20 protein-coding genes are annotated in these 22,491 nt (G+C 30.9%); 14 read left to right on the top strand and 6 right to left on the bottom strand.

What is annotated here, in order from left to right; translation table 11 throughout:
- Nucleotides 1–31: 31 nt before the first annotated feature.
- Nucleotides 32–328, bottom strand: coding sequence for an antibiotic biosynthesis monooxygenase family protein (locus tag ABNT65_RS07565; RefSeq protein WP_348704873.1), 297 nt, complete (start codon nucleotides 326–328; stop codon nucleotides 32–34).
- Between the two features lie 2 nt (nucleotides 329–330).
- Nucleotides 331–1,197, bottom strand: coding sequence for an SAM-dependent chlorinase/fluorinase (locus ABNT65_RS07560; RefSeq protein WP_348747579.1), 867 nt, complete (start codon nucleotides 1,195–1,197; stop codon nucleotides 331–333).
- A 118-nt stretch (nucleotides 1,198–1,315) separates the two neighbouring features.
- On the opposite strand from ABNT65_RS07560, the gene ABNT65_RS07555 reads away from it, so the two are divergent.
- From ABNT65_RS07555 to ABNT65_RS07490, 14 genes are all read left to right on the top strand, one after another.
- Complete coding sequence (locus ABNT65_RS07555; RefSeq protein WP_348704877.1) at nucleotides 1,316–2,269, top strand: PhoH family protein; 954 nt, start codon at nucleotides 1,316–1,318, stop codon at nucleotides 2,267–2,269.
- Nucleotides 2,270–2,586: 317 nt separating this feature from the next.
- Nucleotides 2,587–3,579, top strand: coding sequence for a hypothetical protein (locus tag ABNT65_RS07550; protein WP_348704879.1), 993 nt, complete (start codon nucleotides 2,587–2,589; stop codon nucleotides 3,577–3,579).
- Between the two features lie 189 nt (nucleotides 3,580–3,768).
- Nucleotides 3,769–4,719, top strand: a complete 951-nt coding sequence (locus ABNT65_RS07545) for a phosphoribosylaminoimidazolesuccinocarboxamide synthase (protein ID WP_348747578.1) — start codon at nucleotides 3,769–3,771, stop codon at nucleotides 4,717–4,719.
- Nucleotides 4,709–5,110, top strand: coding sequence for a glyoxalase (locus ABNT65_RS07540; RefSeq protein ID WP_348747577.1), 402 nt, complete (start codon nucleotides 4,709–4,711; stop codon nucleotides 5,108–5,110). Before ABNT65_RS07545 ends, ABNT65_RS07540 begins: the two co-directional genes overlap by 11 nt.
- A gap of 254 nt (nucleotides 5,111–5,364) precedes the next feature.
- Entirely contained in the window at nucleotides 5,365–5,826 is a 462-nt protein-coding gene (locus ABNT65_RS07535) for a (2Fe-2S)-binding protein (RefSeq protein ID WP_348704884.1), read from the top strand.
- Nucleotides 5,827–5,837: 11 nt separating this feature from the next.
- A complete protein-coding gene (locus ABNT65_RS07530) occupies nucleotides 5,838–7,997 on the top strand; it encodes a molybdopterin cofactor-binding domain-containing protein (protein ID WP_348747576.1) in 2,160 nt (719 codons plus the stop codon).
- Between the two features lie 278 nt (nucleotides 7,998–8,275).
- Nucleotides 8,276–11,728: a pyruvate carboxylase gene (locus tag ABNT65_RS07525; RefSeq protein ID WP_348747575.1), complete on the top strand. Its 3,453-nt coding sequence runs from the start codon at nucleotides 8,276–8,278 to the stop codon at nucleotides 11,726–11,728.
- 73 nt (nucleotides 11,729–11,801) lie between these two features.
- On the top strand, nucleotides 11,802–13,055 hold the full coding sequence (locus ABNT65_RS07520; protein WP_348704891.1) for an aminotransferase class I/II-fold pyridoxal phosphate-dependent enzyme: 1,254 nt from the start codon (nucleotides 11,802–11,804) through the stop codon (nucleotides 13,053–13,055).
- 103 nt (nucleotides 13,056–13,158) lie between these two features.
- Nucleotides 13,159–13,617 (top strand): SsrA-binding protein SmpB, encoded by a 459-nt coding sequence (smpB, locus tag ABNT65_RS07515; protein WP_348704893.1) that lies wholly within the window; start codon nucleotides 13,159–13,161, stop codon nucleotides 13,615–13,617.
- Nucleotides 13,617–14,516, top strand: coding sequence for a UbiA family prenyltransferase (locus ABNT65_RS07510; protein ID WP_348704895.1), 900 nt, complete (start codon nucleotides 13,617–13,619; stop codon nucleotides 14,514–14,516). Before smpB ends, ABNT65_RS07510 begins: the two co-directional genes overlap by 1 nt.
- Entirely contained in the window at nucleotides 14,503–15,084 is a 582-nt protein-coding gene (locus ABNT65_RS07505) for a Maf family nucleotide pyrophosphatase (RefSeq protein WP_348704897.1), read from the top strand. The genes ABNT65_RS07510 and ABNT65_RS07505 overlap by 14 nt, the downstream gene beginning before the upstream one ends.
- Before the next feature lie 53 nt (nucleotides 15,085–15,137).
- Nucleotides 15,138–16,088, top strand: a complete 951-nt coding sequence (locus ABNT65_RS07500; protein WP_348704899.1) for a transketolase family protein — start codon at nucleotides 15,138–15,140, stop codon at nucleotides 16,086–16,088.
- 47 nt (nucleotides 16,089–16,135) lie between these two features.
- Nucleotides 16,136–16,723, top strand: a complete 588-nt coding sequence (locus ABNT65_RS07495) for an outer membrane beta-barrel protein (protein WP_348747574.1) — start codon at nucleotides 16,136–16,138, stop codon at nucleotides 16,721–16,723.
- A gap of 106 nt (nucleotides 16,724–16,829) precedes the next feature.
- Nucleotides 16,830–18,124 (top strand): IS3 family transposase gene (locus ABNT65_RS07490; protein ID WP_412766822.1). Its coding sequence is split into 2 segments (ribosomal slippage): nucleotides 16,830–17,196 and nucleotides 17,196–18,124, totalling 1,296 coding nucleotides; the frame shifts between segments, so codons are not numbered across the junction.
- Nucleotides 18,125–18,181: 57 nt separating this feature from the next.
- On the opposite strand, the gene ABNT65_RS07485 is transcribed toward ABNT65_RS07490, so the two are convergent.
- From ABNT65_RS07485 to ABNT65_RS07470, 4 genes are read right to left on the bottom strand one after another with little or no spacing between them, the layout of a single operon-like run.
- Nucleotides 18,182–19,321: a geranylgeranyl reductase family protein gene (locus ABNT65_RS07485; RefSeq protein WP_348704904.1), complete on the bottom strand. Its 1,140-nt coding sequence runs from the start codon at nucleotides 19,319–19,321 to the stop codon at nucleotides 18,182–18,184.
- Nucleotides 19,322–19,376: 55 nt separating this feature from the next.
- Nucleotides 19,377–20,390, bottom strand: coding sequence for an endonuclease/exonuclease/phosphatase family protein (locus tag ABNT65_RS07480; RefSeq protein WP_348704906.1), 1,014 nt, complete (start codon nucleotides 20,388–20,390; stop codon nucleotides 19,377–19,379).
- Nucleotides 20,391–21,269, bottom strand: coding sequence for a rhomboid family intramembrane serine protease (locus ABNT65_RS07475; RefSeq protein WP_348704908.1), 879 nt, complete (start codon nucleotides 21,267–21,269; stop codon nucleotides 20,391–20,393).
- Complete coding sequence (locus ABNT65_RS07470; protein ID WP_348738840.1) at nucleotides 21,262–22,491, bottom strand: tetratricopeptide repeat protein; 1,230 nt, start codon at nucleotides 22,489–22,491, stop codon at nucleotides 21,262–21,264. The genes ABNT65_RS07475 and ABNT65_RS07470 overlap by 8 nt, the downstream gene beginning before the upstream one ends.

The raw sequence follows: 22,491 nt of genomic DNA, 5'->3' as shown, positions 1-22,491 counted from the left end.
ATACATAAAAAACATAACTCATAACTCATAACTAATCTAAAGAAACCATTTTATCTACACTCCATGCCATTGGTTTGTCATTAAAAAGAACTTTAGTTTTAGCCCAAACCCCTTTAAATAAATCAGAGTTTCTATAATTCTCTAAATCCTGTTCTGTATCCCAATAACTATAGGTAAAAAATATATTCGAATTTTCTTTGTCTCTATACAATTCTAATAAACGACAACCTGGTGCGTTTCGTATAAACACTTTTTTTTCATTGAAATTACTTAAGAACTCCTCAACTTTTTCTGGCTGGAAACTTAACTTAACAATGCGTACAAACATAATTATTGATTTGCAGGAATAAACTCTGGTTTAATAATATCTTCAAACTCTATAGTAATGGTATCTCTATATTGGAGACCTAATAAAGTAGAAGCTCCACCAACCGTATTTAAATTGCTTCTGTAAATGGCAATCTCTAAAAAGTCAGCAGAATTAAAAATAGCCAATTTATCACCATCATATTGTCTCTTTTCTTCAGGTATGCTATAATCTACTATTTCATTATACTTATCAAAAACTTTGGTAAATTGGTATCTACTTGCCGAAATCACAAAATTTCTACCTTTCCCAATTGAAGAGAATAATTTTTTAGAAATGTTAGTAATGGCATTTCCATAATTATCAATATAAATAACACCACCTTTAATAATGGTTTGTTGTTGGTTAATTTTAGGTTGAATTTCAATTAACTTTTTATAATCAGTAATTTCTTTTCCAATAACACTTAAACTACCTCCTCTAGCTATGTGTGAAGCTACTTTTACAAATACATCTAAAACAGGAAAACTACTATTAATATGATTATGAATATTAATCTCTACTATTTTAGTTGGGTTAATTTCTGAAGCAACCATAGAAATTAATCCGTTGTCTGGACAAATAAAAAACTGATTGTCCAGTTCTATAGCAATGTGTTTGTTGTCAGGACTTAATTCAGAGTCAACTCCAATAATATGAATAGTTCTCTCAGGGAAACTCTTATATGCATTTTTTAGAATGTAAGCCGTTTCTGTAATATTAAACGGAGATATTAGATGGGTAATGTCAACTATAGTAGCCGTTGGTAATTCAGAATATATAGCACCTTTTACAGCTCCTACAAAAGGATCTTTCATTCCAAAATCTGTAGTTAAGGTGATAATAGCCATTAATTTAGGTGCCTGTTAATTATTTTGTGAAAAATTATACTGAAAATAATGACAAAACTAAGTAATTCATTAAAAATAATCGTTACTTTTAGAGGAATAAAATTAAAACATATAGCATTTGAACGAGAGAATTATTGAATTAACAGAAATCAATCCGAATGATTTTTTTGGTGCACAGAATAGTACTATCTCATTATTAAAAACATACTTCCCAAAAATTAAAATAGTTGCTAGAGGAAATAAGCTTAAGATTTACGGAGAACCTGATATTTTAGACGAATTTGAAAAGCGTTTAGGGATGCTTATTAAATACTTTAATAGGTATAATAGATTAGATGAAAATAGTATAGAGCGTATTTTAACCTCTACAGGTAAGGAAGAAGAGATTAGAAAAGCTGGAGGAAATAGCGATGTGCTAGTTCACGGCGTAAGCGGAAAATTAATTAAGCCAGAAACCGAGAATCAGCGTAAGATGGTTAAATTAATGATGAAGAATGATATGCTTTTTGCTGTGGGACCAGCTGGAACAGGAAAAACATATACAGCAGTAGCCTTAGCGGTAAAAGCACTAAAAGAGAAAGAAGTGCGTAGAATTATTTTAACTAGACCAGCAGTAGAATCGGGTGAAAATTTAGGTTTTTTACCAGGAGATTTAAAAGAGAAGTTAGATCCCTATATGCAACCCTTATACGATGCGTTAAGAGATATGATACCGCATGAAAAGCTTCAAGCTTATATAGAAAACGGAACCATTCAAATAGCACCTTTAGCATTTATGCGTGGTAGAACATTAGATAATGCTTTTGTAATATTAGATGAAGCACAAAATACAACACATGCCCAAATGAAAATGTTTTTAACACGTATGGGACGTAGTGCTAAGTTTATTATAACAGGAGATCCAGGGCAAATCGATTTACCACGTAAGCAAGTATCAGGACTAAAAGAATCTTTATTAGCTTTAAAAGATATTGAAGGTATAGGTCAAGTGTATTTAGATGATAAAGATGTAATCCGTCATAAATTAGTAAAACGCATTATTAAAGCTTATAAAAGCATAGAGACAGAATAATATACTTTATAAAAAAGATACTGTTTTTATATTTTTTATAAAATATAGAAGCGACAGAAACCTGATAAATTCATAGTGGAATTTATCAGGTTTTTTTCTTGTGAGTAAATTTAAATAAGGAATGGTATTAGACTACTATTTTGGTGTTGTAGTATTAATAAGCTAATCACACAAACTGTTTAATATTCCACAAATAAATAGTTAACGTTTAATTCATGTTTTTTTTATGTATTTGTTTGGGTTGATGAATAACTTTATAAGTTGTAGTTAGAAACTAAAAACCATTTAAAACAAAAATCAATTAAACTAAACTAAAAATGAAAAAAACAAACTACTATAAGTACATATGGCTATTTGTAATACTATTGATGTTAGGATGCCAAAAAGAAAATGATGTCGTTATAGAACAAGAAATAATAGAAAATAGTGACATACAAAATGCGACAGATTTTGAAAATGACGTTTTTGTAGACGGAGTTAACCAAACTTTTCTGGAAGAAACTGGAATGACAGTTGAAGAACTAGAAAAAATGGTAGCTGAAGAAGTTGAGCAAGAAAAAGCAAAATTTGAGCAAGAGTTAGAAAAGCAGGCTAAAATTTTTACTTTAAATAATGATGCAGCCAAAGGTGGTTTTACCTATGATAAAAATGAATTAGCAGGAGCTATAGGATACTTATTATGGGATATTAAACAAAATGCAAAGAAATACTTTGCAGCTAGTATTAGCTCACAATCAAATAATCTTACTTTAAAATTAGGCTTATCTGAGCAATTACTTAAAAATGCGGTAGCTAAATTTCCTGCTTTAAGAAAGCATAGTAACAAACAAAAAGTTGATTTGTATGGGTTTTCATTAGAATCTATAACTACTAGTGGAGGAACTAATGTAATAATCAAGTTTAAAGGAAATGCTAGGTATAGACACTATATTAAATTTTTTGGAAAATATAGAAGAGTACTAGATAGAACAGGAAGTGCTCATGTAGAGTTGCCATTACACTTTAATACTGCTGTAAATAAAATTGAAGCGGGAACATTAAAGGTTTCTAAAATTAAAATTAAAAATAAATTTATAGATATTGTTTTTCTTTTTAAAAGCACAATTATTAAACTTATCATTAACAAATTTGTAGTGATTAAGAAAAATATTGATATGGATATTTCTTACAACTTTATATCTAAAGTTTATGTGAATTTTGATGCTATTTATAAAAGTAGTGGTAAAATCTTTTTCCAATTTAAAATTAAGAACCCTACAGTTGTGAATACAATAAAGGATTTACTAAAACTCGTAGGAATAATACTATAATAAAAACATAAATCGTTTTACTTTTTAGCTACAACTCTTAGTCAGTTTGATGTTTTTTTCAAACTGACTTTTTTTATTTAATAGAATATTTTTAGACGAGAAATAAAGAATTACTTCAAAAAAGAAAAACAATTTTTAATCATAACTAAAAACTCTAAATTTGCACACTACAACACAACAAATAAAATAATGAATACAATTAACGAAACTAACTTCCAGTTTCCTAAGCAAAAGCAAGTTTATAAAGGTAAAGTAAGAGAGGTTTATAATATAGATGATGAATTACTAGTAATGATAGCTTCTGATAGACTGTCTGCTTTTGATGTTATTTTACCAAGGCAAATTCCTTTTAAAGGGCAAATATTGAATCAAATAGCAACAAAGATGATGAACGATACGGCAGATATTGTTCCAAACTGGTTGCTAGACACTCCAGATGAAAATGTAGCGGTAGGCCATTTATGTGAACCATTTAAAGTGGAAATGGTAATTCGTGGGTATTTATCTGGTCATGCGGCACGTGAATATAAAGCAGGAAAAAGAGTGCTTTGTGGTGTTGAAATGGCAGAAGGAATGAAAGAAAATGATAAGTTTCCAACTCCAATTATAACCCCATCTACCAAAGCGGATAATGGTGAACATGATGAAGATATTTCTAGAGAAGATATTCTAGCCAAAGGAATTGTTTCAGAAGAAGATTATATTGTGTTAGAAGATTATACACGTAAGTTATTTGAAAGAGGTACAGAAATAGCAAAAAAACGAGGGCTTATTTTAGTAGATACTAAATACGAATTTGGAAAAACTAAAGAAGGTAAAATTGTTTTAATAGATGAAATTCATACACCAGACTCTTCACGTTATTTTTATGAAGAAGGATATGTAGAACGTCAAGATAAAGGAGAGAAACAAAAGCAATTATCTAAAGAGTTTGTGCGTCAATGGTTGATAGAGAATGGATTTCAAGGAAAAGAAGGGCAACAAATTCCAGAAATGTCTGATGAGAAAATAGAAGAAATCTCTAATAGGTATATAGAACTATACGAGCAAATAACAGGAGAAACTTTTGTGAAAGCTAATACTGAGAATGTCTTAGAACGTATAGAAAGTAATGTAACCAACTTTTTGAATGGAAGATAAAAAAAGTATTCGTCCAGTTTTAAATCTTTCTTCAAACAATGAAAATGAGAGTTTTCAGAATGTAACCTTACGTCCTATATTAAAATTACAGCATGATATAATTGTAAGAGTATTCAGTAGAATATCAATAAAACAAAAAGTAGATATTCATAATTTTTCAAATGATAGGTTTACTGATTATATTAAAAAAGTAGTATTTAAAAATATAGGATTAAGAAATCAATTATTAGGAGTTGTAATTGGTCAATTTACAAATGAAGAATACATCTCTTATGAAAAGAATACTTCAGAGTTTCACAAAAGAATCATACAAATGATTCAAAAAAGATTACTGGATAGTATTGAAGAAATAAAAGATATTAATATAGCACAAAAGAGCAATCTGAAATAGATTGCTTTTTTTATGACTTATTTTTAGAAATATGTGATAAGAATCAATTTCTAATAATCCTACACCTATTTTTATGGGGTAAGATTTAAAAAGGAGGTTAAACATAACTCCATGTGTAAGTTTTTAATATCAGGTTTTTAGTGGTTGATATGCTATTAGTGTTATAATTAAAACTCTGTTAAAATAGTATTAGAAAGAAATGTGGCTAGGTTATTTTTTGTAACTTACAAAAGACGAAACAAAACTAACAAGAAATGCCAACATATAATTTAAAAATCAATGGAGAGTTGGTAACAATCTCTGCTGATTCAGATACTCCTTTACTTTGGATTTTACGTGACGAATTAAATATGGTAGGAACTAAATTTGGCTGTGGTATAGCACAATGCGGAGCCTGTACAGTTCATATAGATGGAAAAGCCATGAGAAGCTGTCAATTACAGGTGTCCATGTTAGAAAAAGAAGAGATTACTACTATTGAAGGATTATCCAAAGAAGGAAATCACCCATTACAACAAGCTTGGAAAGAAGTAGATGTGCCTCAGTGTGGATATTGCCAAGCAGGACAAATAATGACAGCAGCTTCCTTTTTAAAAGAAAACCCTAAACCAACTACAGAAGAAATACGTGAGGCAATGCATGGTAATTTATGTAGATGTGCTTCTTATAATAGAATAGAAAAAGCAGTAGCTATAGCAGCTGATAAAATGTCATAAAACAACTAATCATGAGTACAAAAGAAATGTTAAGTTTCAGTAGAAGAAACTTTTTAAAAACAACTGCTTTAGCAGGAGGAGGATTGTTAGTTGGGTTTAACTTATTTACAGCTTGCAAACCTAATGTAGCACCTTCAATAGATGTTGAAAACTTAAATTTTAATGATTTTAATGCATTTATAAAAATAGCCGATAATGGGTATGTAACCATTTATTCACCCAATCCAGAAATAGGTCAAGGTGTAAAAACTGCAATGCCCATGATTATAGCAGAAGAATTAGATGTAGACTGGGATAAGGTACATGTAGTACAAGCCAAGTACAATAAAAAAGAATATACTCGTCAGGTAGCAGGAGGAAGCCAATCTATTAGACATGGATGGGATGCACTTCGTCAAACAGGAGCTACTACCAAGCAAATGTTAATCAATGCAGCAGCTGTAAAATGGGGAGTAGAAGCAAACTCTTGTAAAGCATCTAAAGGGATTATTACCAATGCAAAAGGTGAAACCTTAGGGTATGGAGAAGTAGTAAAAGAAGCTGCTTTGTTGGAAGTTCCAGAAAAGGTAACTTTAAAGAAACCTTCAGAGTACTCCATTATAGGAAAAGATGCCATAAATGTTGATGTAGACAAAATAGTAACAGGTAAACCATTATTTGGATTAGATTATGTTGCAGAAGGAATGCAATACGCATCTGTATTACGTCCACCAGCATTTGGACAAAAATTAGAAAGTTATACAGATGTTGAGACTAAGAAAGTAAATGGTGTAACACAAGTATTACAATTTGGAGATAAAGTGGCAGTATTAGCAACCAATACTTGGGCAGCTATGAAAGGAAAAAAAGCCTTAAAAGCTGTTTGGAAAGATGAAGAAAAACTAGAAAGTACAGAAGATCATAACAAAATTCTAAATAATATTCTTGGAGGGAATGACTTTAAAAATAGGCGAGAAGACGGCAATGTAAAAAAGGCATTTTCTGAGGCTGATAAAGTAATTGAAAAAACATATCACTCTCCTTTTTTGCCTCATAACTGTTTAGAACCAATGAATTTTTATGCTAACGTAACCAAAGAGAAAGTTCATTTAGTAGGCCCTATCCAAACACCACAATGGACGGCAGGAAGAATAGCGCAATTATTAAATAGAAAAGAAGAAGAAATTGAATTGGAAATGACAAGAATGGGCGGTGGTTTTGGAAGACGTTTGTATGGTGATTTTGCACTAGAAGCTGCTGAGATTTCTAATGTAGCAAAACAACCCGTAAAAGTTGTGTTTTCTAGAGAAGATGATATGACTGATGGAATTTATAGACCCGCTATTAAATACCGAATAGCCGCTTCTATAAAAGATAATAAAATAACAGGATACCATTTAAAAGAAGCAGCTATAAACGGAAATATGTACGGAGCCATTCCACATTTTTTTCCTGCAGGTTGTATTCCTAATTATAAAGTATCAACACAAAACTATCAGAGTACTATAACAACAGGAGCTTGGCGAGCACCTTATACAAATTTTTTAGCCTATGCAGAACAAAGTTTTTTTGATGAGTTAGCAGAAGAGTTAGGTAAAGATCCAGTACAGTTGAGAATAGAGCTATTGCAAAACGTAAAAGGAACTAAAGATGAAAATATCCAATATTCTGGACAACGAATGGAAAATACCATAAAACTAGCTGCTGAAAAAGGTGGATGGGGAAAAGCTGAAAAGGATGTTTATCAAGGATTCTCTGCGTATTATAGTCATAATACTCATGTAGCTGAGTTGGCTGAAGTGGTATTGAAAGATGGATTGCCAGTAGTAACGAAAGTGGTGGCTGCTGTAGATTGTGGTATTGTTATAAATCCAACAGGAGCTATTAACCAAATACAAGGAGGCGTTATAGATGGTATTGGACATGCTTTGTATGGCGATTTTACTTTTAAAGATGGAAAACCTTCTCATAAAAACTTTGATACGTACCGTTTAATTAGAATGAATGAAACACCAAAAGTAGAAGTACATTTTGTAGAAAATGAATTATCTCCTACAGGTTTAGGCGAGCCAGGTTTACCACCAGCAGGAGGTGCTGTGGCTAATGCAATCCATAAAGCTTTAGGTAAGCGCTTGTACAAACAACCATTTATAAAGGAATTACAAGCAAAACAAGGAGAAATTCTAGGGTAGGATAATATAAATAAATAATAAACTAAAAAAGACGCTTTTTGAGCGTCTTTTTTAGTTGTTGTAATTAAGTTTTCGAAATATAAAACATTAAAGACTTAATAAGGTTGTTAAATTGATAATTATTCAACAAAAAACTTAAAAATCGTTTTTTTATTGCATTTATTTTGATGATTTGCTAAAATGATGGTTTTTTGTAATTAAAATCTTTGTTTTACTTATAAAAATGTAAATTAAAGGTTAAATTTGAGAACCAATTAACAACAACAATAAACATAACAATGAAAATACAAAAGGTACTGGTAGCAAACAGGGGAGAAATTGCTATTAGAGTTTTTAGAGCATGTGTAGAAATAGGTATCAAAACGGTAGGAATTTACACCTATGAAGATCGTTATTCTTTACACCGTTATAAAGCAGATGAATGCTACCAAATAGGAGAAGACAATGAACCTTTAAAGCCCTATTTAGATATTGATGCTATTATAAAAGTAGCTAAAGAGAATCATGTAGATGCAATTCATCCAGGGTATGGTTTTTTATCTGAAAATGCTGAATTTGCAAAAAAGTGTGAAGAAAACGGAATTATTTTCATTGGCCCCAAAGTATCAGTATTAAAAGCGTTAGGAGATAAAATTACAGCAAAAGAAGTTGCGGTAGCAAACAATGTTCCTATTATTCAAAGTAACAAAGAAGATTTAACTACTATTAATATAGCAATTAAAGAAGCAGAAGGCATTGGGTATCCTGTAATGTTAAAAGCAGCTTCTGGTGGTGGTGGTAGAGGAATGCGTGTAATACGAAATGAGAATGAGTTAAGGAAAGGATATACAGAAGCTAAAAGAGAGGCTTTAAATGCATTTGGAGACGATACCGTTTTTTTAGAAAAATACGTTGAAAACCCTAAGCATATTGAAATTCAAATAGTCGCAGATGCTCACGGTAATATGGTGCATTTATTTGAAAGAGATTGTTCTGTACAACGTCGTTATCAAAAGGTTATAGAAATAGCACCTTCTATAGGTTTACATGAAAATATTAAGAATGATCTATACAAATATGCTACCTCAATTTGTAAAGCTGTAGATTATAATAATATTGGTACGGTTGAGTTTTTGGTAGATGAAGATAATTCTATCTATTTTATAGAAGTAAATCCACGTATTCAAGTAGAGCATACGGTTACAGAAATGATAACCAATATTGACTTAGTAAAAACACAATTGTTTATAGCTGGAGGTTATAAATTAGGAGATACGCAAATAAAAATACCAAATCAAGAATCTGTAAAAATAACAGGACATGCCTTACAGTGTAGGGTAACAACAGAAGACCCAGCAAATGATTTTAAACCAGATTACGGAACAGTAACTACATACAGAAGTGCTTCAGGTTTTGGGATTCGATTAGATGCAGGAAGTATTTATCAAGGTGTGAAAATATCGCCATTCTTTGATTCAATGTTGGTGAAAGTTTCTGCTATCAGTAGAACCTTTGATGGTGCTTGTAGAAAAATGTTAAGAGCCTTGGCAGAATTTAGAGTTAGAGGTGTAAATACGAATATCGCTTTCCTTGAAAATATTCTAGAACATCAAACTTTTAGAGAAGGAAAAGTAACGGTAAACTTTATTAAAAATGAGCCTAAACTTTTTGAGTTTAAAGAAACGAAGAACAGAGCCAATAAATTAATTAATTTCTTAGGAGAAGTTATAGTTAATGGGAATCCAGATGTTAAAAAAACAATAGAAGGACACCAGTTTGCAAAACCAAAAGTTCCTAAATTTCCTAAGTTAGAAAAACATCCAAAAGGAACTAAAGACCTTTTAACAGAATTAGGGCCAGAGAAGTTTGCAGAATGGCTGAAGAATGAAAAGAAAATTCATTTTACGGATACAACGATGAGAGATGCTCATCAAAGTTTATTAGCTACTCGTATGCGTACAACAGATATGCTAAAAGTAGCAGAAGGATATGCTAAAAATCATCCTGAAATTTTCAGTATGGAGGTATGGGGAGGCGCTACTTTTGATGTGTGTTTACGATTTTTACAAGAAAATCCTTGGGAACGTTTGGCGTTGTTACGTGAGGCGATGCCTAATGTATTATTGCAAATGTTGATTAGAGGGTCTAATGGTGTAGGTTATACAGCATATCCAGATAACTTAATTGAAAAGTTTGTAGAGAAATCATGGGAAACAGGAGTAGATGTATTTAGGATATTTGATTCCTTAAACTGGATGAAATCTATTGAGCCATGTATTAAACACGTACGTAATAAAACCAAAGGTTTAGCTGAGGCGTCTATTTGTTATACCGGAGACATTTTAAATCCATCCAAAACAAAATACGATTTAAAATATTATTTACAGTTAGCAAAAGACATAGAAAATGCTGGAGCACATATTTTAGGAGTAAAAGATATGGCTGGTTTATTAAAGCCGCAAGCTGCTTATGAATTAATAAGTGCTTTAAAGTCAGAAATAAACATTCCTGTTCATTTACATACTCACGATACATCATCAATACAGCCAGCCACTTATTTGAAAGCCATAGAAGCTGGCGTAGATGTTGTAGATGTAGCTTTAGGTGGATTATCTGGATTAACATCGCAACCAAACTTCAATTCCATGGTTGAAATGTTACGATTTAATGAAAGAGAGCATAAGTTTAACACGGAAAAATTAGCAGAGTATTCTAACTATTGGGAAGCAGTAAGAACCTATTATTATCCTTTTGAATCTGGATTGAAATCTGGAACAGGAGAAGTATATGAGCATGAAATCCCAGGGGGACAATATTCAAACTTAAAAGGGCAAGCCATTGCTTTAGGGTTAGAAGATAAGTTTACAGCCGTAACTAAAATGTATGGTGAAGTAAACAAAATGTTTGGAGACATTGTTAAAGTAACGCCAAGCTCTAAAGTAGTAGGAGATATGGCGCAATATATGATTAGTAATGATTTAACAGTGGAAGATGTAATGGAAAGAGGCGAAACCATTTCATTTCCACAATCAGTAATCAGTTTTTTTAGAGGCGACTTAGGGCAACCGGTTGGAGGTTTCCCAGAAAAATTACAAAAAATTATATTAAAGAACGAAGAACCTTACACAGATAGACCCAATGCACATTTAGCCCCAATAGATTTTGAAAAAGAATTCAAAGCGTTTAAACAACAGTTTAAAAAAGGAATGGGAAGAGGTTTAGAAATAACAGACTTCTTATCGTATAAATTATATCCAAAAGTATTTACGGAAGCTTATAACAATCATCTTAAATATGGTAATGTAATGAGTATTCCTACTAAAAACTTCTTTTTTGGAATGGAAGTAGGAGAGGAAATAATGATAGATATTGAATCAGGAAAAAGAGTATTAATATCATTAATACAAAAAACAGAACCAGATGAGAATGGGTTTGCTAATGTATTTTTTAAAATTAATGGTCAAATGAGAAATGTCTTGATAAAAGATACTTCTATAAAAGTTGACAAAATAGAAAATAAGAAAGCAGACAGTAATGATACTAAACAGATAGGAGCACCATTGCAAGGATTGTTATCAACAGTACTTATTAAAAAAGGAGAAGAGGTAAAAGAAAATCAACCACTATTTATTATTGAAGCCATGAAAATGGAAACAACAGTAACAGCTGTTTCTTCAGGAGTAATAGATAATGTACAATTAGAAGCAGGAACCTTGGTTGATGCTAATGATTTGGTATTGGAACTCGTGTAGTTGTTGGGTAACAAGTTTTGATATGCTCTTAAAAAAGATTACTTTCGCAACGTATTAAAAACAAAAAGTAAAAATGGTTAAAGATTTATTTGAAAGAATTAAAGGAGATAAAGGACCTTTAGGAAAATGGGCAGATAAGGCAGAAGGATATTATGTCTTCCCAAAACTAGAAGGGCCAATATCAAACCGTATGTCTTTCAATGGAAAAAAAGTAATTACTTGGAGTATTAATGACTATTTAGGGTTGGCAAATCATCCTGAAGTGTTAAAAGTAGATGGAGAATCTGCTGCGGAAGACGGAATGGCGTACCCTATGGGAGCACGCATGATGTCTGGACATACAAAATATCATGAACAATTAGAACAAGAATGCGCTGAATTTGTAGGTAAAGAAGCCTCTTATTTAGTGAATTTTGGATATCAAGGTATGGTATCAGCTATTGATGCCTTGGTGTCAAAAGACGATATTATTGTATATGATATGGATACACATGCATGTATTATTGATGGAGTTCGTTTACATGCAGGTAAAAGATTTGTGTACCGCCATAATGATATTGAAAGTTGTGAGAAGAATTTAATGCGTGCTACTAAAATGGCAGAGAAAACTGGAGGAGGAATTTTACTAGTTTCTGAAGGAGTTTTTGGAATGCGTGGAGAGCAAGGTCGTTTAGCAGAAATCGTAGCATTAAAAGAAAAATATAACTTCCGTTTATTAGTTGATGATGCTCACGGATTTGGAACACTAGGTGAAGGTGGTAGAGGAACTGGTTTTGAACAAGGAGTACAAGATGGTATTGATGTGTATTTTGCTACGTTTGCAAAATCTATGGCAGGAATCGGAGCATTCTTTGCTGGAGATAAAGATGTAGTTCAATATTTACAATACAATATGCGTTCTCAAATGTTTGCAAAGTCATTACCAATGCCAATGGTTAAAGGGGCTTTAAAACGTTTAGATATGATACGTACCATGCCTGAGTTAAAAGACAGGTTATGGGACATTACCAACGCTTTACAATCTGGATTACGTGAAGCAGGCTTTGATTTAGGAACTACTGCTACCTGTATTACTCCTGTGTATTTAAAAGGAGAAATTCCTGAAGCTATGGCTATGGTTCATGATTTAAGAGAAAATCACGGAGTATTTTGTTCAATTGTAGTATATCCAGTAATTCCAAAAGGATTAATTATTTTACGATTAATACCTACGGCACGTCATACTATTGAAGATGTAAAAGAAACTATTGAAGCTTTCTCAGCAATTAGAGAAAAATTAGAAAATGGAACGTATAAAAAAGTAGCTGAAGCTATTATGGCTGAATAAATCACTTTTTTAAACAAATAAAAGCACACTGAAAAATATATTTTCAGTGTGTTTTGTTTTTATTGCAGGCCTTAAATTAATAAGTATATTTGCTTATATAATTATGCAGAAGAATATAAATATACAGAATAAGAAAGCTCGTTTTGAATACGAGATATTAGATAAATATACAGCAGGAATTCAACTTACTGGAACGGAAATAAAATCTATCCGTCAAAGTAAAGCAAGAATAACTGAAAGTTTTTGTGAGTTTAATGACAGAGGAGAGTTGTTTGTGGTAAATATGTACATAGAAGAATATGCTTTTGGAAACCACTATAACCATAAACCAAAAAGTGAAAGACGTTTATTGTTAAACAAACGAGAGCTTAAAAAGTTAGTTAGAGAGGTTGAGGTAAAAGGAAATACAATTGTTCCTTTAAGACTTTTTATAAATGAAAATGGTTGGGCAAAATTAGATATTGCGTTAGCTAAAGGAAAGAAAACGCATGATAAGCGTCAAACTATGAAAGATAGAGATAATAAAAGAGATTTGGCTAGGATTAAAAAGAATTTTAATTAATGTATAGGCACTTTTTTAATATAGTAAAATGGAAAGCATTGCTATATTTGGTGTTTATTCAATTCTTATTTAAAATCTTTTTTTTATCAGGTTATGGATTTAATACCCGTCTTTCCTTTTCTAATCTTTTATTACTTTCCATCACTACAGTTACGCTTTTAGCGTCAGGTAGTTTAACCAATTACTTTGTAAGAAAAAAAAACACTAAAAAATACACATTTTCTCCTTTAGTAGCCAGAAATTTAGCTGTCTTTTTAGGAGTAGTTGCCATTGTATTTAGCTTTTTACTAGCTTTTTGTATTGAAAAACCCTACTACGGATTTATAGGAGTTGTTAATCTGATGATTATAACAATTTACTCTGTATATGTTGTCAAGAAAACGATTTTCACAAATATTATAAACTCATTTATTAAAGCATTTAGTGTATTAATTGTTTGGTGGTGTGATGTACCTATAAAGCTAACAGAAAGCCAATGGGATTTGTTTTTTAAGTTGCAATTAATTACTATTTTTTATATATCATTATCATTTATAGGTAGTATTATAAGAGATACTGTACAGGACATTGTAAATATTAACCAAGACTATATACGTAAACATCAAACAATACCAATTTTACTAGGAAGAAAAAGAACTAAGGCAATGTTACTAATGATTTCTATAATTACAAGCATCATTGTATTGGGCTTTGCTATTTCTTTTGTAGAAAGTAAATTCATTTTATTAACCATATTATTTTTAGGAGTTTTTCCTGAACTATATTTCATTTATTATTTAATGATAGCTGCTAGTGATAAAGATTATAAGTTATTATTTAAAAGAATAAATATGGTATATGCTTTAGGAATTATAAGTATTCCAATTATAGCCTATTATTTTAAATATGTTATCCAATAAATTAGCTAATTATAAAATTACTTTAGCATCAGCTTCACCAAGAAGGCAACAATTATTAAGAGACTTAGATATAGATTTTACTATCCAATTAAAGGAGGTAGAAGAAATTTATCCTGATAATTTAACGTCCTATCAAATTACAGACTATTTATCGAAATTGAAATCTGTACCATTTAAGGAAAATATAGGAGACAATGAGTTAGTGATAACTTCTGATACAATTGTTTGGGTAAATGAGGAAGCATTAGGAAAACCTAAGACGTATGAAGAAGCTTACATAATGTTAACTAAGCTATCTAATAAAACACATGAAGTAATTACATCTATATGTATTACAGGAAAAGAGTATCAAAAAGTAGTACATGATATTGTAAAAGTTAGGTTTAAAAAGTTAGATAAAGAAGAAATAGAATACTATATAAATACTTATAAACCATATGATAAAGCAGGAGCCTATGGGATTCAAGAATGGATTGGAAAAATAGGAATTAATAAGATAGAAGGAAGCTATTTTACTGTAATGGGATTGCCTATTCATAAACTATACAAAGAATTAAAGAATTTATAACTTAAATCTCTTATAAAAGATTATTTTTGAACCGTATTTCACAACACAAACTAATGAAAAAATATACATATACTGAGAAAAAAGACACCCGTTCTGGGTTTGGAGATGGTTTAACCGAATTAGGAAAAACAAATCCAGATGTAGTTGCCTTATGTGCAGATTTAACAGGATCATTAAAAATGAATGATTTTGCAAAAAATCATCCAGAGCGATTTTACCAAGTAGGTATTGCAGAGGCAAATATGATGGGAATTGCTGCAGGACTTACCATTGGAGGTAAAATACCATTTACAGGTACTTTTGCAAACTTTTCAACAGGTCGTGTGTACGATCAAATTCGCCAATCAATAGCGTATTCTGATAAGAATGTAAAAATTTGTGCATCTCATGCAGGTTTAACATTAGGAGAAGATGGAGCAACACATCAAATACTAGAGGATGTTGGATTGATGAAGATGTTACCTGGAATGACTGTAATTAATACGTGTGATTATAGTCAAACAAAAGCAGCTACAATTGCAATAGCTGAGCATGAAGGACCTGTGTATTTACGTTTTGGACGTCCAAAAGTACCAGTATTCATGACAGATCAACCTTTTGAAATAGGAAAAGCAGTTCAACTTACTGAAGGAACAGATGTTACTATTGTAGCTACTGGACACTTAGTTTGGGAATCATTACAAGCAGCTGAAAAGTTAGAAGAAAAAGGAATTTCTGCTGAGGTAATAAATATCCATACTATAAAACCATTAGATGAAGAAGCTATTTTAAAATCAGTAGCAAAAACAGGTTGTATTGTAACTGCTGAAGAGCATAATAAATATGGAGGTTTAGGAGAAAGTGTAGCACGTTGTTTAGCTACCAATAATCCTACTCCACAAGAATTTGTTGCTGTAAATGATAGTTTTGGAGAATCTGCTACGCCAGCTGAATTAATGGCTAAGTATGAGATTAATGATGAAGCTGTTGTTAAAGCAGTAGAAAAGGTGTTAAAAAGAAAATAATAATTTTTTTAAACCGTTTTAATAGCAATAACTAAAAAATTATAATAATGAAAAAAGTAGTATTCTTAATCGTTTTTGTTTTAGGAGCGGTTCAGTTTTCACAATCGCAAATTGATTTCGGTATTAAAGGAGGTATCAACTACAATTCAGACTCTTTTGGAGAAGTAAAAGCAGATGTCTTTTCTGGAGCAAAGAGTAAAACAGGTTTTCATGCAGGTGTTTGGACACGATTTAAAATACCAGTAATTGGATTATATGTTCGCCCTGAATTAGTATATACATCATTAAAAACATCAAGTGATGTTGCTGCTTACGATTTTCAAAAAATAGATATTCCTGTATTATTAGGGAAGAAGTTTTTAAAGGTAGCACATGTTTTTGTAGGGCCGTCATTTCAATATTTAATTGATGGAGATTTAAGTATCAATACTTTAAAAAGTATAAAAACAGAAGCCAATGGTTTAACAGTTGGACTTCAACTAGGAGCAGGTGTTGAGATAGGTAAGTTTGGTTTAGATGTTAGATGGGAAAGAGCTTTTTCTGATATAAGTTCTACTCTAGTAACTGAGTTAGCTAATGTTAATTTTGATACAAGAATTAATCAAATTATAATTGGAGCATCATTTAAGTTTTAAAACTTAAAATTCAATAAAAAAATTAAAGCCTGAGTTGAAAAACTCAGGCTTTAATTTTTTTAGATATGTCTCGTCCTGAAATAGCGTTACACAATTATGTAACATTATGAATGACAATATTTACCGCAAACGTACACAGAAAGATTATACTATGAGTTTTAAACTTTCGGTTGTATCGGAAGTAGAAAAAGGCGAACTAACTTACAAACAGGCTCAACTTAAATATGGGATTCAAGGTCGTAGCACTGTTTTAGTATGGTTAAGAAAATATGGTAACTTTGATTGGGATCATCAAACACCATCTACTATGCCAAAATCGCCAGAACAAAAACTATTAGAGTTAGAACAAAAATTACGTCAATTAGAAAAGCAAAATAATCGTTTAAAAGCTCAAGCAGCAGCAGTAGAGAAGAAAGCGATACTATTTGATATGATGATTGATTTAGCTGAGAAAGAGTATAAGATTCCTATCAGAAAAAACTCCAAAACCGAGTAATTGATATGTTTGTTTTACAAAAGAAAGAAAGTATTTCTTCCACCTGTAAATTACTCGGGTTTAGTAGGCAGGTGTATTATCGAGCTAATTATAGAGTTACCAAAGCTCACACCATAGCCAATAAGGTTGTTGAGTTGGTTAAGGATGTAAGAATGGAACAGCCAAGAATTGGAACAAGAAAACTGTATTATATTCTTTCAGAAGAATTAGGCAGTTTAGGTGTAGGAAGGGATCGATTATTTGATATTTTACGAGCTAATAAACTATTGATAAAACGACAAAAAAGTTACCATATTACAACCAACTCACATCATCGTTTTAGAAAACATGCTAATCTTATTGAAACTTTGGAAGTAAATCGACCAGAACAAGTATGGGTAGCAGATATTACTTATTTAGGGAGCCGTAAAAAACCTATGTATTTATCATTAATTACAGATGCATATTCTAAGAAAATTGTGGGATACCATTTGGATAAAACTTTAGCGGTGAACTCAACTGTAAAAGCCTTGGTCATGGCTATAAAAAACAGAGTATATCCAGAGAAGGAACTTATCCATCATTCAGATAGAGGGATACAGTACTGTAGTAACATCTATCAAGATATTTTGTCAAAACAAAAGCTTAAATGCAGTATGACAGAATCATATGATCCATATCAAAATGCCATAGCTGAAAGGGTTAATGGAATCTTGAAACAAGAGTTCTTTACCAATACTACAAATCTAGATATTAAGATAATGGAGAAAATAGTAAAACAATCAATAACTATTTATAACTCTAAAAGACCGCATTGGTCATGTCATTTTAAAACTCCTGACCAAGCACATCAACAAAACATTATGAAAATAAAATCATATCGAAAAAAAACATCATCTAAAGCTATAACTTTAGATGATGTTTAATATATTTAATCAATAAATAACTGTAACGGTTATTTAGGACTAGTCAATATAATCTTGTTAGAATACCAATTCTTTAATACGTTGTTTAATGGTTTGCTTAATGTCTTTAGGATAACTTCTTTTACCATGAAAAACATCAGCCATAGCTTCACTAAAGCGTTGTCCGTACTTTTTAAGTAAAATATTACGAACGGTTTTTTGCTCATAAAACCATTTTGAAAGCCATAAACCAGTTTTTACCTCAGGTAATAAGCCTTCTTCTATTTTTTCTATATATAATTGCGCAGCAAGCGTTTTATCTTGATTACTCTCAATAATAGCTTCAGCAGCTAGCTTACCACTGTAAATAGCATTAGAAATACCTTCTGCTGTAACTGGATCAGCAAAGCCAGCAGCATCACCAATTAAAAAGACATTGTTTTTTACAAAGCCATCTGTACGTGGCGCTACAGGTATTTGAAAACCATGTTGAGTAGCATTTATAACGTTAGTAATACCTAAAGTTTCCAAATATTCTTTATAGAATTGTTTAAGATTTATTTTAGTCCTTCTTGCAGAAGCAACTCCAATAGATAAATGTTTCTTTTTTGGAAAACTCCAAGCATACCCATAAGGGATAGCATCAATATCAAAACGGACTTCTTTAGACAAACGCTCAAAATCTTCATCAGATACTTCTACTTCGTATTCTAAAGCAGGGATTAATTTACGAGTATCTTCTTTCCATCCCGCTAGTTTAGCAGTAGGACTTAAAGCGCCATCGGCAGCAATAACAAAGTCAGCAGTAAAATTACCTTGACTGGTTTCAATAGTAATATAAGAATCTGAAAAGTCTAATCCTGTTAGTTTATGATTTTCTAAAAGAGTAGCGCCAAATTCTTTTGCCTTTTGAGTTATAAGATTATCGAAAGAATCACGCATAATCATAGAAATAGTAGGTTCCTCTCTATGTGTTTGAAAGTGTAACTTATCACCTAAATAAATGTCTACTGTGTGAAACTCTTTTTCAACAACATCATCAATTTCAAAAGGTAAGTTTTTTCGACCTCTAAAAACAAAACCGCCACCACAAGTTTTATAACGTGGTAGTGTTTCCTTTTCTATAATTACAGTAGAGATTCCTTTTTTAGCTAAATGAAAGGCAGTAGAAGCTCCTGAAGGTCCACTACCAATAACGGCAACATTAAAGTGTTTCATTAATTATAGTTTGATTGGCTGGTAAAAATACAGTTTTTAAAATAAAAAAAGAAGCTTACCAATTTAAACGGCTCATGATAGGGTAGTGGTCGGAAAGTTTAACATCGTTATAGGTTTTAAACTGATTAATAGTAGCTCCATTATCTGTTAAAATAAAGTCAATACGCATAGGGTAAATATATCTGAAACTTTTACCTAACCCTAAACCACGCTCAATAAAAGCGTCTTTTTTATTCTCAGTTAATTTTCTATATACCCATGAGTAAGAAGTATTATTAAAGTCGCCACACATAATTTTTTTTCCTTTCCAACTATACTCATGTTGCATAATAAGTTCAGTTTGTCCAACTTGTTTTTTAAAGCCGTTACGCAAACGTTTAAATAATCGTTCTGAACTTTCTTCGCCAAAATTTTCTTTATTGGTGTTTAATTTTAAAGATTCTAAATGAACATTATAAACTCTAATAGTATCTTCATTTTTGGCTATATCTACAAAAATAGTATTGTTAGCACTGTTTTTAAAGTTTAAAGAACCAGAGTTAACAATGGGATATTTTGAATAAATAGCTAAACCAAATTTATTATGATTGGTTTTGGTTTTTATGTATTTGTATGGTAATTTGATATCTAATAAATCTGAATGGTAAAACTCTTGCAAAGCAACAATGTCCGGAGATTTAGTATTGATAAATTCATATATCTTTTGTTCAGTAGTTACATCCTCATTCCATTTATAATGATTGAATAATCGGACATTGTAACTCATTACTTTTAAATCATTAGTAAGTACTACTTCTTTGTTTGAAAACTTTAAAAGAGGAGGTGCTACAAACCATCCAATCAGTAAAATAAGCGCCGAAAGCAAGGCGTTTTTATGTAGTTTAATCAACCAATAAATGAGAAAACCTAAGTTAGTTAATACCAAAAAAGGAACAAACAAACTAAAAACAGTAAGTGCAGGAATTGTTTTTGGAGAAATATAAGGTAATAAATATGACAATAGTAGCGCAGTAGCTAATAATGAATTTATAAACAATAAAAGTGTATTTATAATGGAGTTTTTTCTCATCTAATTCTTACCTTGTTTAAACAAAAACTCTTTTTCTTCTTTAGTAAGAGTTTCGTACCCTGATTTGCTTATTTTGTCTAAAATAGTATCAATTTCTTGTTGCGTTTTTGACTTTGATCTACTTGAATATGAGGGTTTATTACCTGATTTATAAACAGTTTTTAGTGGGGTGTCTTTTTGTTTTTTGATTGATTTCTTAAAAAAATCTGTAATAGAGCTAAATATAGTTATTTCCTTGTTATTGGCATAATTAATATACACAAAACCAAATAAGGAACCTCCTAAATGAGCTAAATGCCCTCCAGCATTACCCGCAGGAATTTGTATAATATCCAAAGCAACCCAAATAGCTCCTAGCACCCATAATTTAATAAAACCAATTAGAGGTATTTTAACTTGGTATTCTGGAATATAGCTAGCAATACCAATAAATATGGCAGAAACACCAGCAGAAGCACCTAATAGAATACTGTTTTTAGAAACGTTAGCAAAAACAGGAAAAAAGTTATAGCTAACCATAAAAATAAGACCTCCTAAAACGGTACCTAATATGTAAAAGTTAAGTAATTGTTTTGATGTGAAATATTGTTTAAATAAATTTCCTATGAAAAAAAGAGCTATTAAATTTAATAATAAATGAATAAAACTTGTATGTAAAAAACCATACGTAACAATAGTCCATGGTTTTGTTACAAAGTCATCAGTATTTGAAGGGAATGCAAACCATTTTACAATGAAGTTACTATCCGCTTTAAATAAAAAAGTAAAAGTATTTAAAATAAAAACTAAAATAAATACAGCTAGATTAGCATAAATTAGTTTTTCAACAATACCAGCGTGTTTAAATTTATATTTTAAATTGTTAATAAAATCAGTCATTTCGAGGTTTTATTAAACTTTGCAACCAAGTGTAGGCAACAAACATTATAATAGGTACTAAAATAGAAATATTTAAACTAAAAATAAGGTTAAATATTCCTATGGCAAAAATAATAAGACCATAAAGAAAACCTATGTTTTTTATGGAGATACTACTTTTTTGTATTGAATGTGTAATTGGAATAATGGATGAAAAAGTAGCTATTACAAAAAACAATAGATGTGGTGTATTAAAATAGTAATACACAAAGATACTTAGTATAGCTATGGAGAATAAAAGAATAAAAGAGTAAGCCGCATTCTTATCTTTATTATTTAAAAGGTATTTGCTATAGGTATCACTAAGTAATATAGCGTTAGAAACTGGAGTAATAATCCAAGATCCTAAAACAAAAGAAAAGTACAGAAGAGCTATAATAGGTATCATAAAAGAAAAGCCAAATTCACTACTAAGTTTAGTAGAGAATCTATACAATAAGTATAGAGAAATAAAAATACCCCATTGGTATTTTGAACTTTTCTTTTCCATCCAAAAAGAATATTTTAGAAAAGAACGATATACTATATTTTTAGCTTTAATGGCTTCTAGCATTCCTTCTTTAGCATATTCATTATTGGGGTCTTTTTGAAGTGCTTCTTGAAAATGAACTTTAGCGACTTTATAATTTCCTAATTCAAGGTTTGTCCATCCAGCATTTGCACGAGTAAAATAGTCTTCTGGGTTGTCTTGTAAGGTGTTTTGTAAAGTTTCAAAAGCATCTTCTTTCCTTTGTAATTTAGTTAAAGCTTTTGTTCTTGTATTTAGGCAAAGTGTATTTTTAGCATCAATACTTAAGCCTTGATTAGCCGTATTTAAAGCCTTAGTATATTCTTTTTTTTGTATAAGAATTAAGGATTTGTATCCAAAATAAGTTGCTTCATAAGAGTCTAAAGAGATAGCAGAATTTATATATTCATAAGCTTTATCTATATTGTCAATAGATAAATAATAAATAGATAAAAGATAATGTGCTTCATCGCTGTCAGGATATTGACCAATAAGAGCAATAGCTATTTGTTTTAAATTATCGAATTCATCTAAATTGTGAAAACATAATGCTAAATAATATTGAGCATAAAAATCATTAGGCGTTTCAGTTAATGAATCTTTAAGATATTTAGATGCTTCTTTATAACGATTTAGGTTGAATAATTGTACGCCTTTTTCGTAATAAGGGTTCAT

The organism is Tenacibaculum sp. 190524A02b (genome assembly GCF_964036645.1).
Classification (GTDB): domain Bacteria; phylum Bacteroidota; class Bacteroidia; order Flavobacteriales; family Flavobacteriaceae; genus Polaribacter; species Polaribacter vairaonense.
Note: the sequence above shows the minus strand (reverse complement) of the source record. Positions and strands in the feature narration are given on the sequence as shown.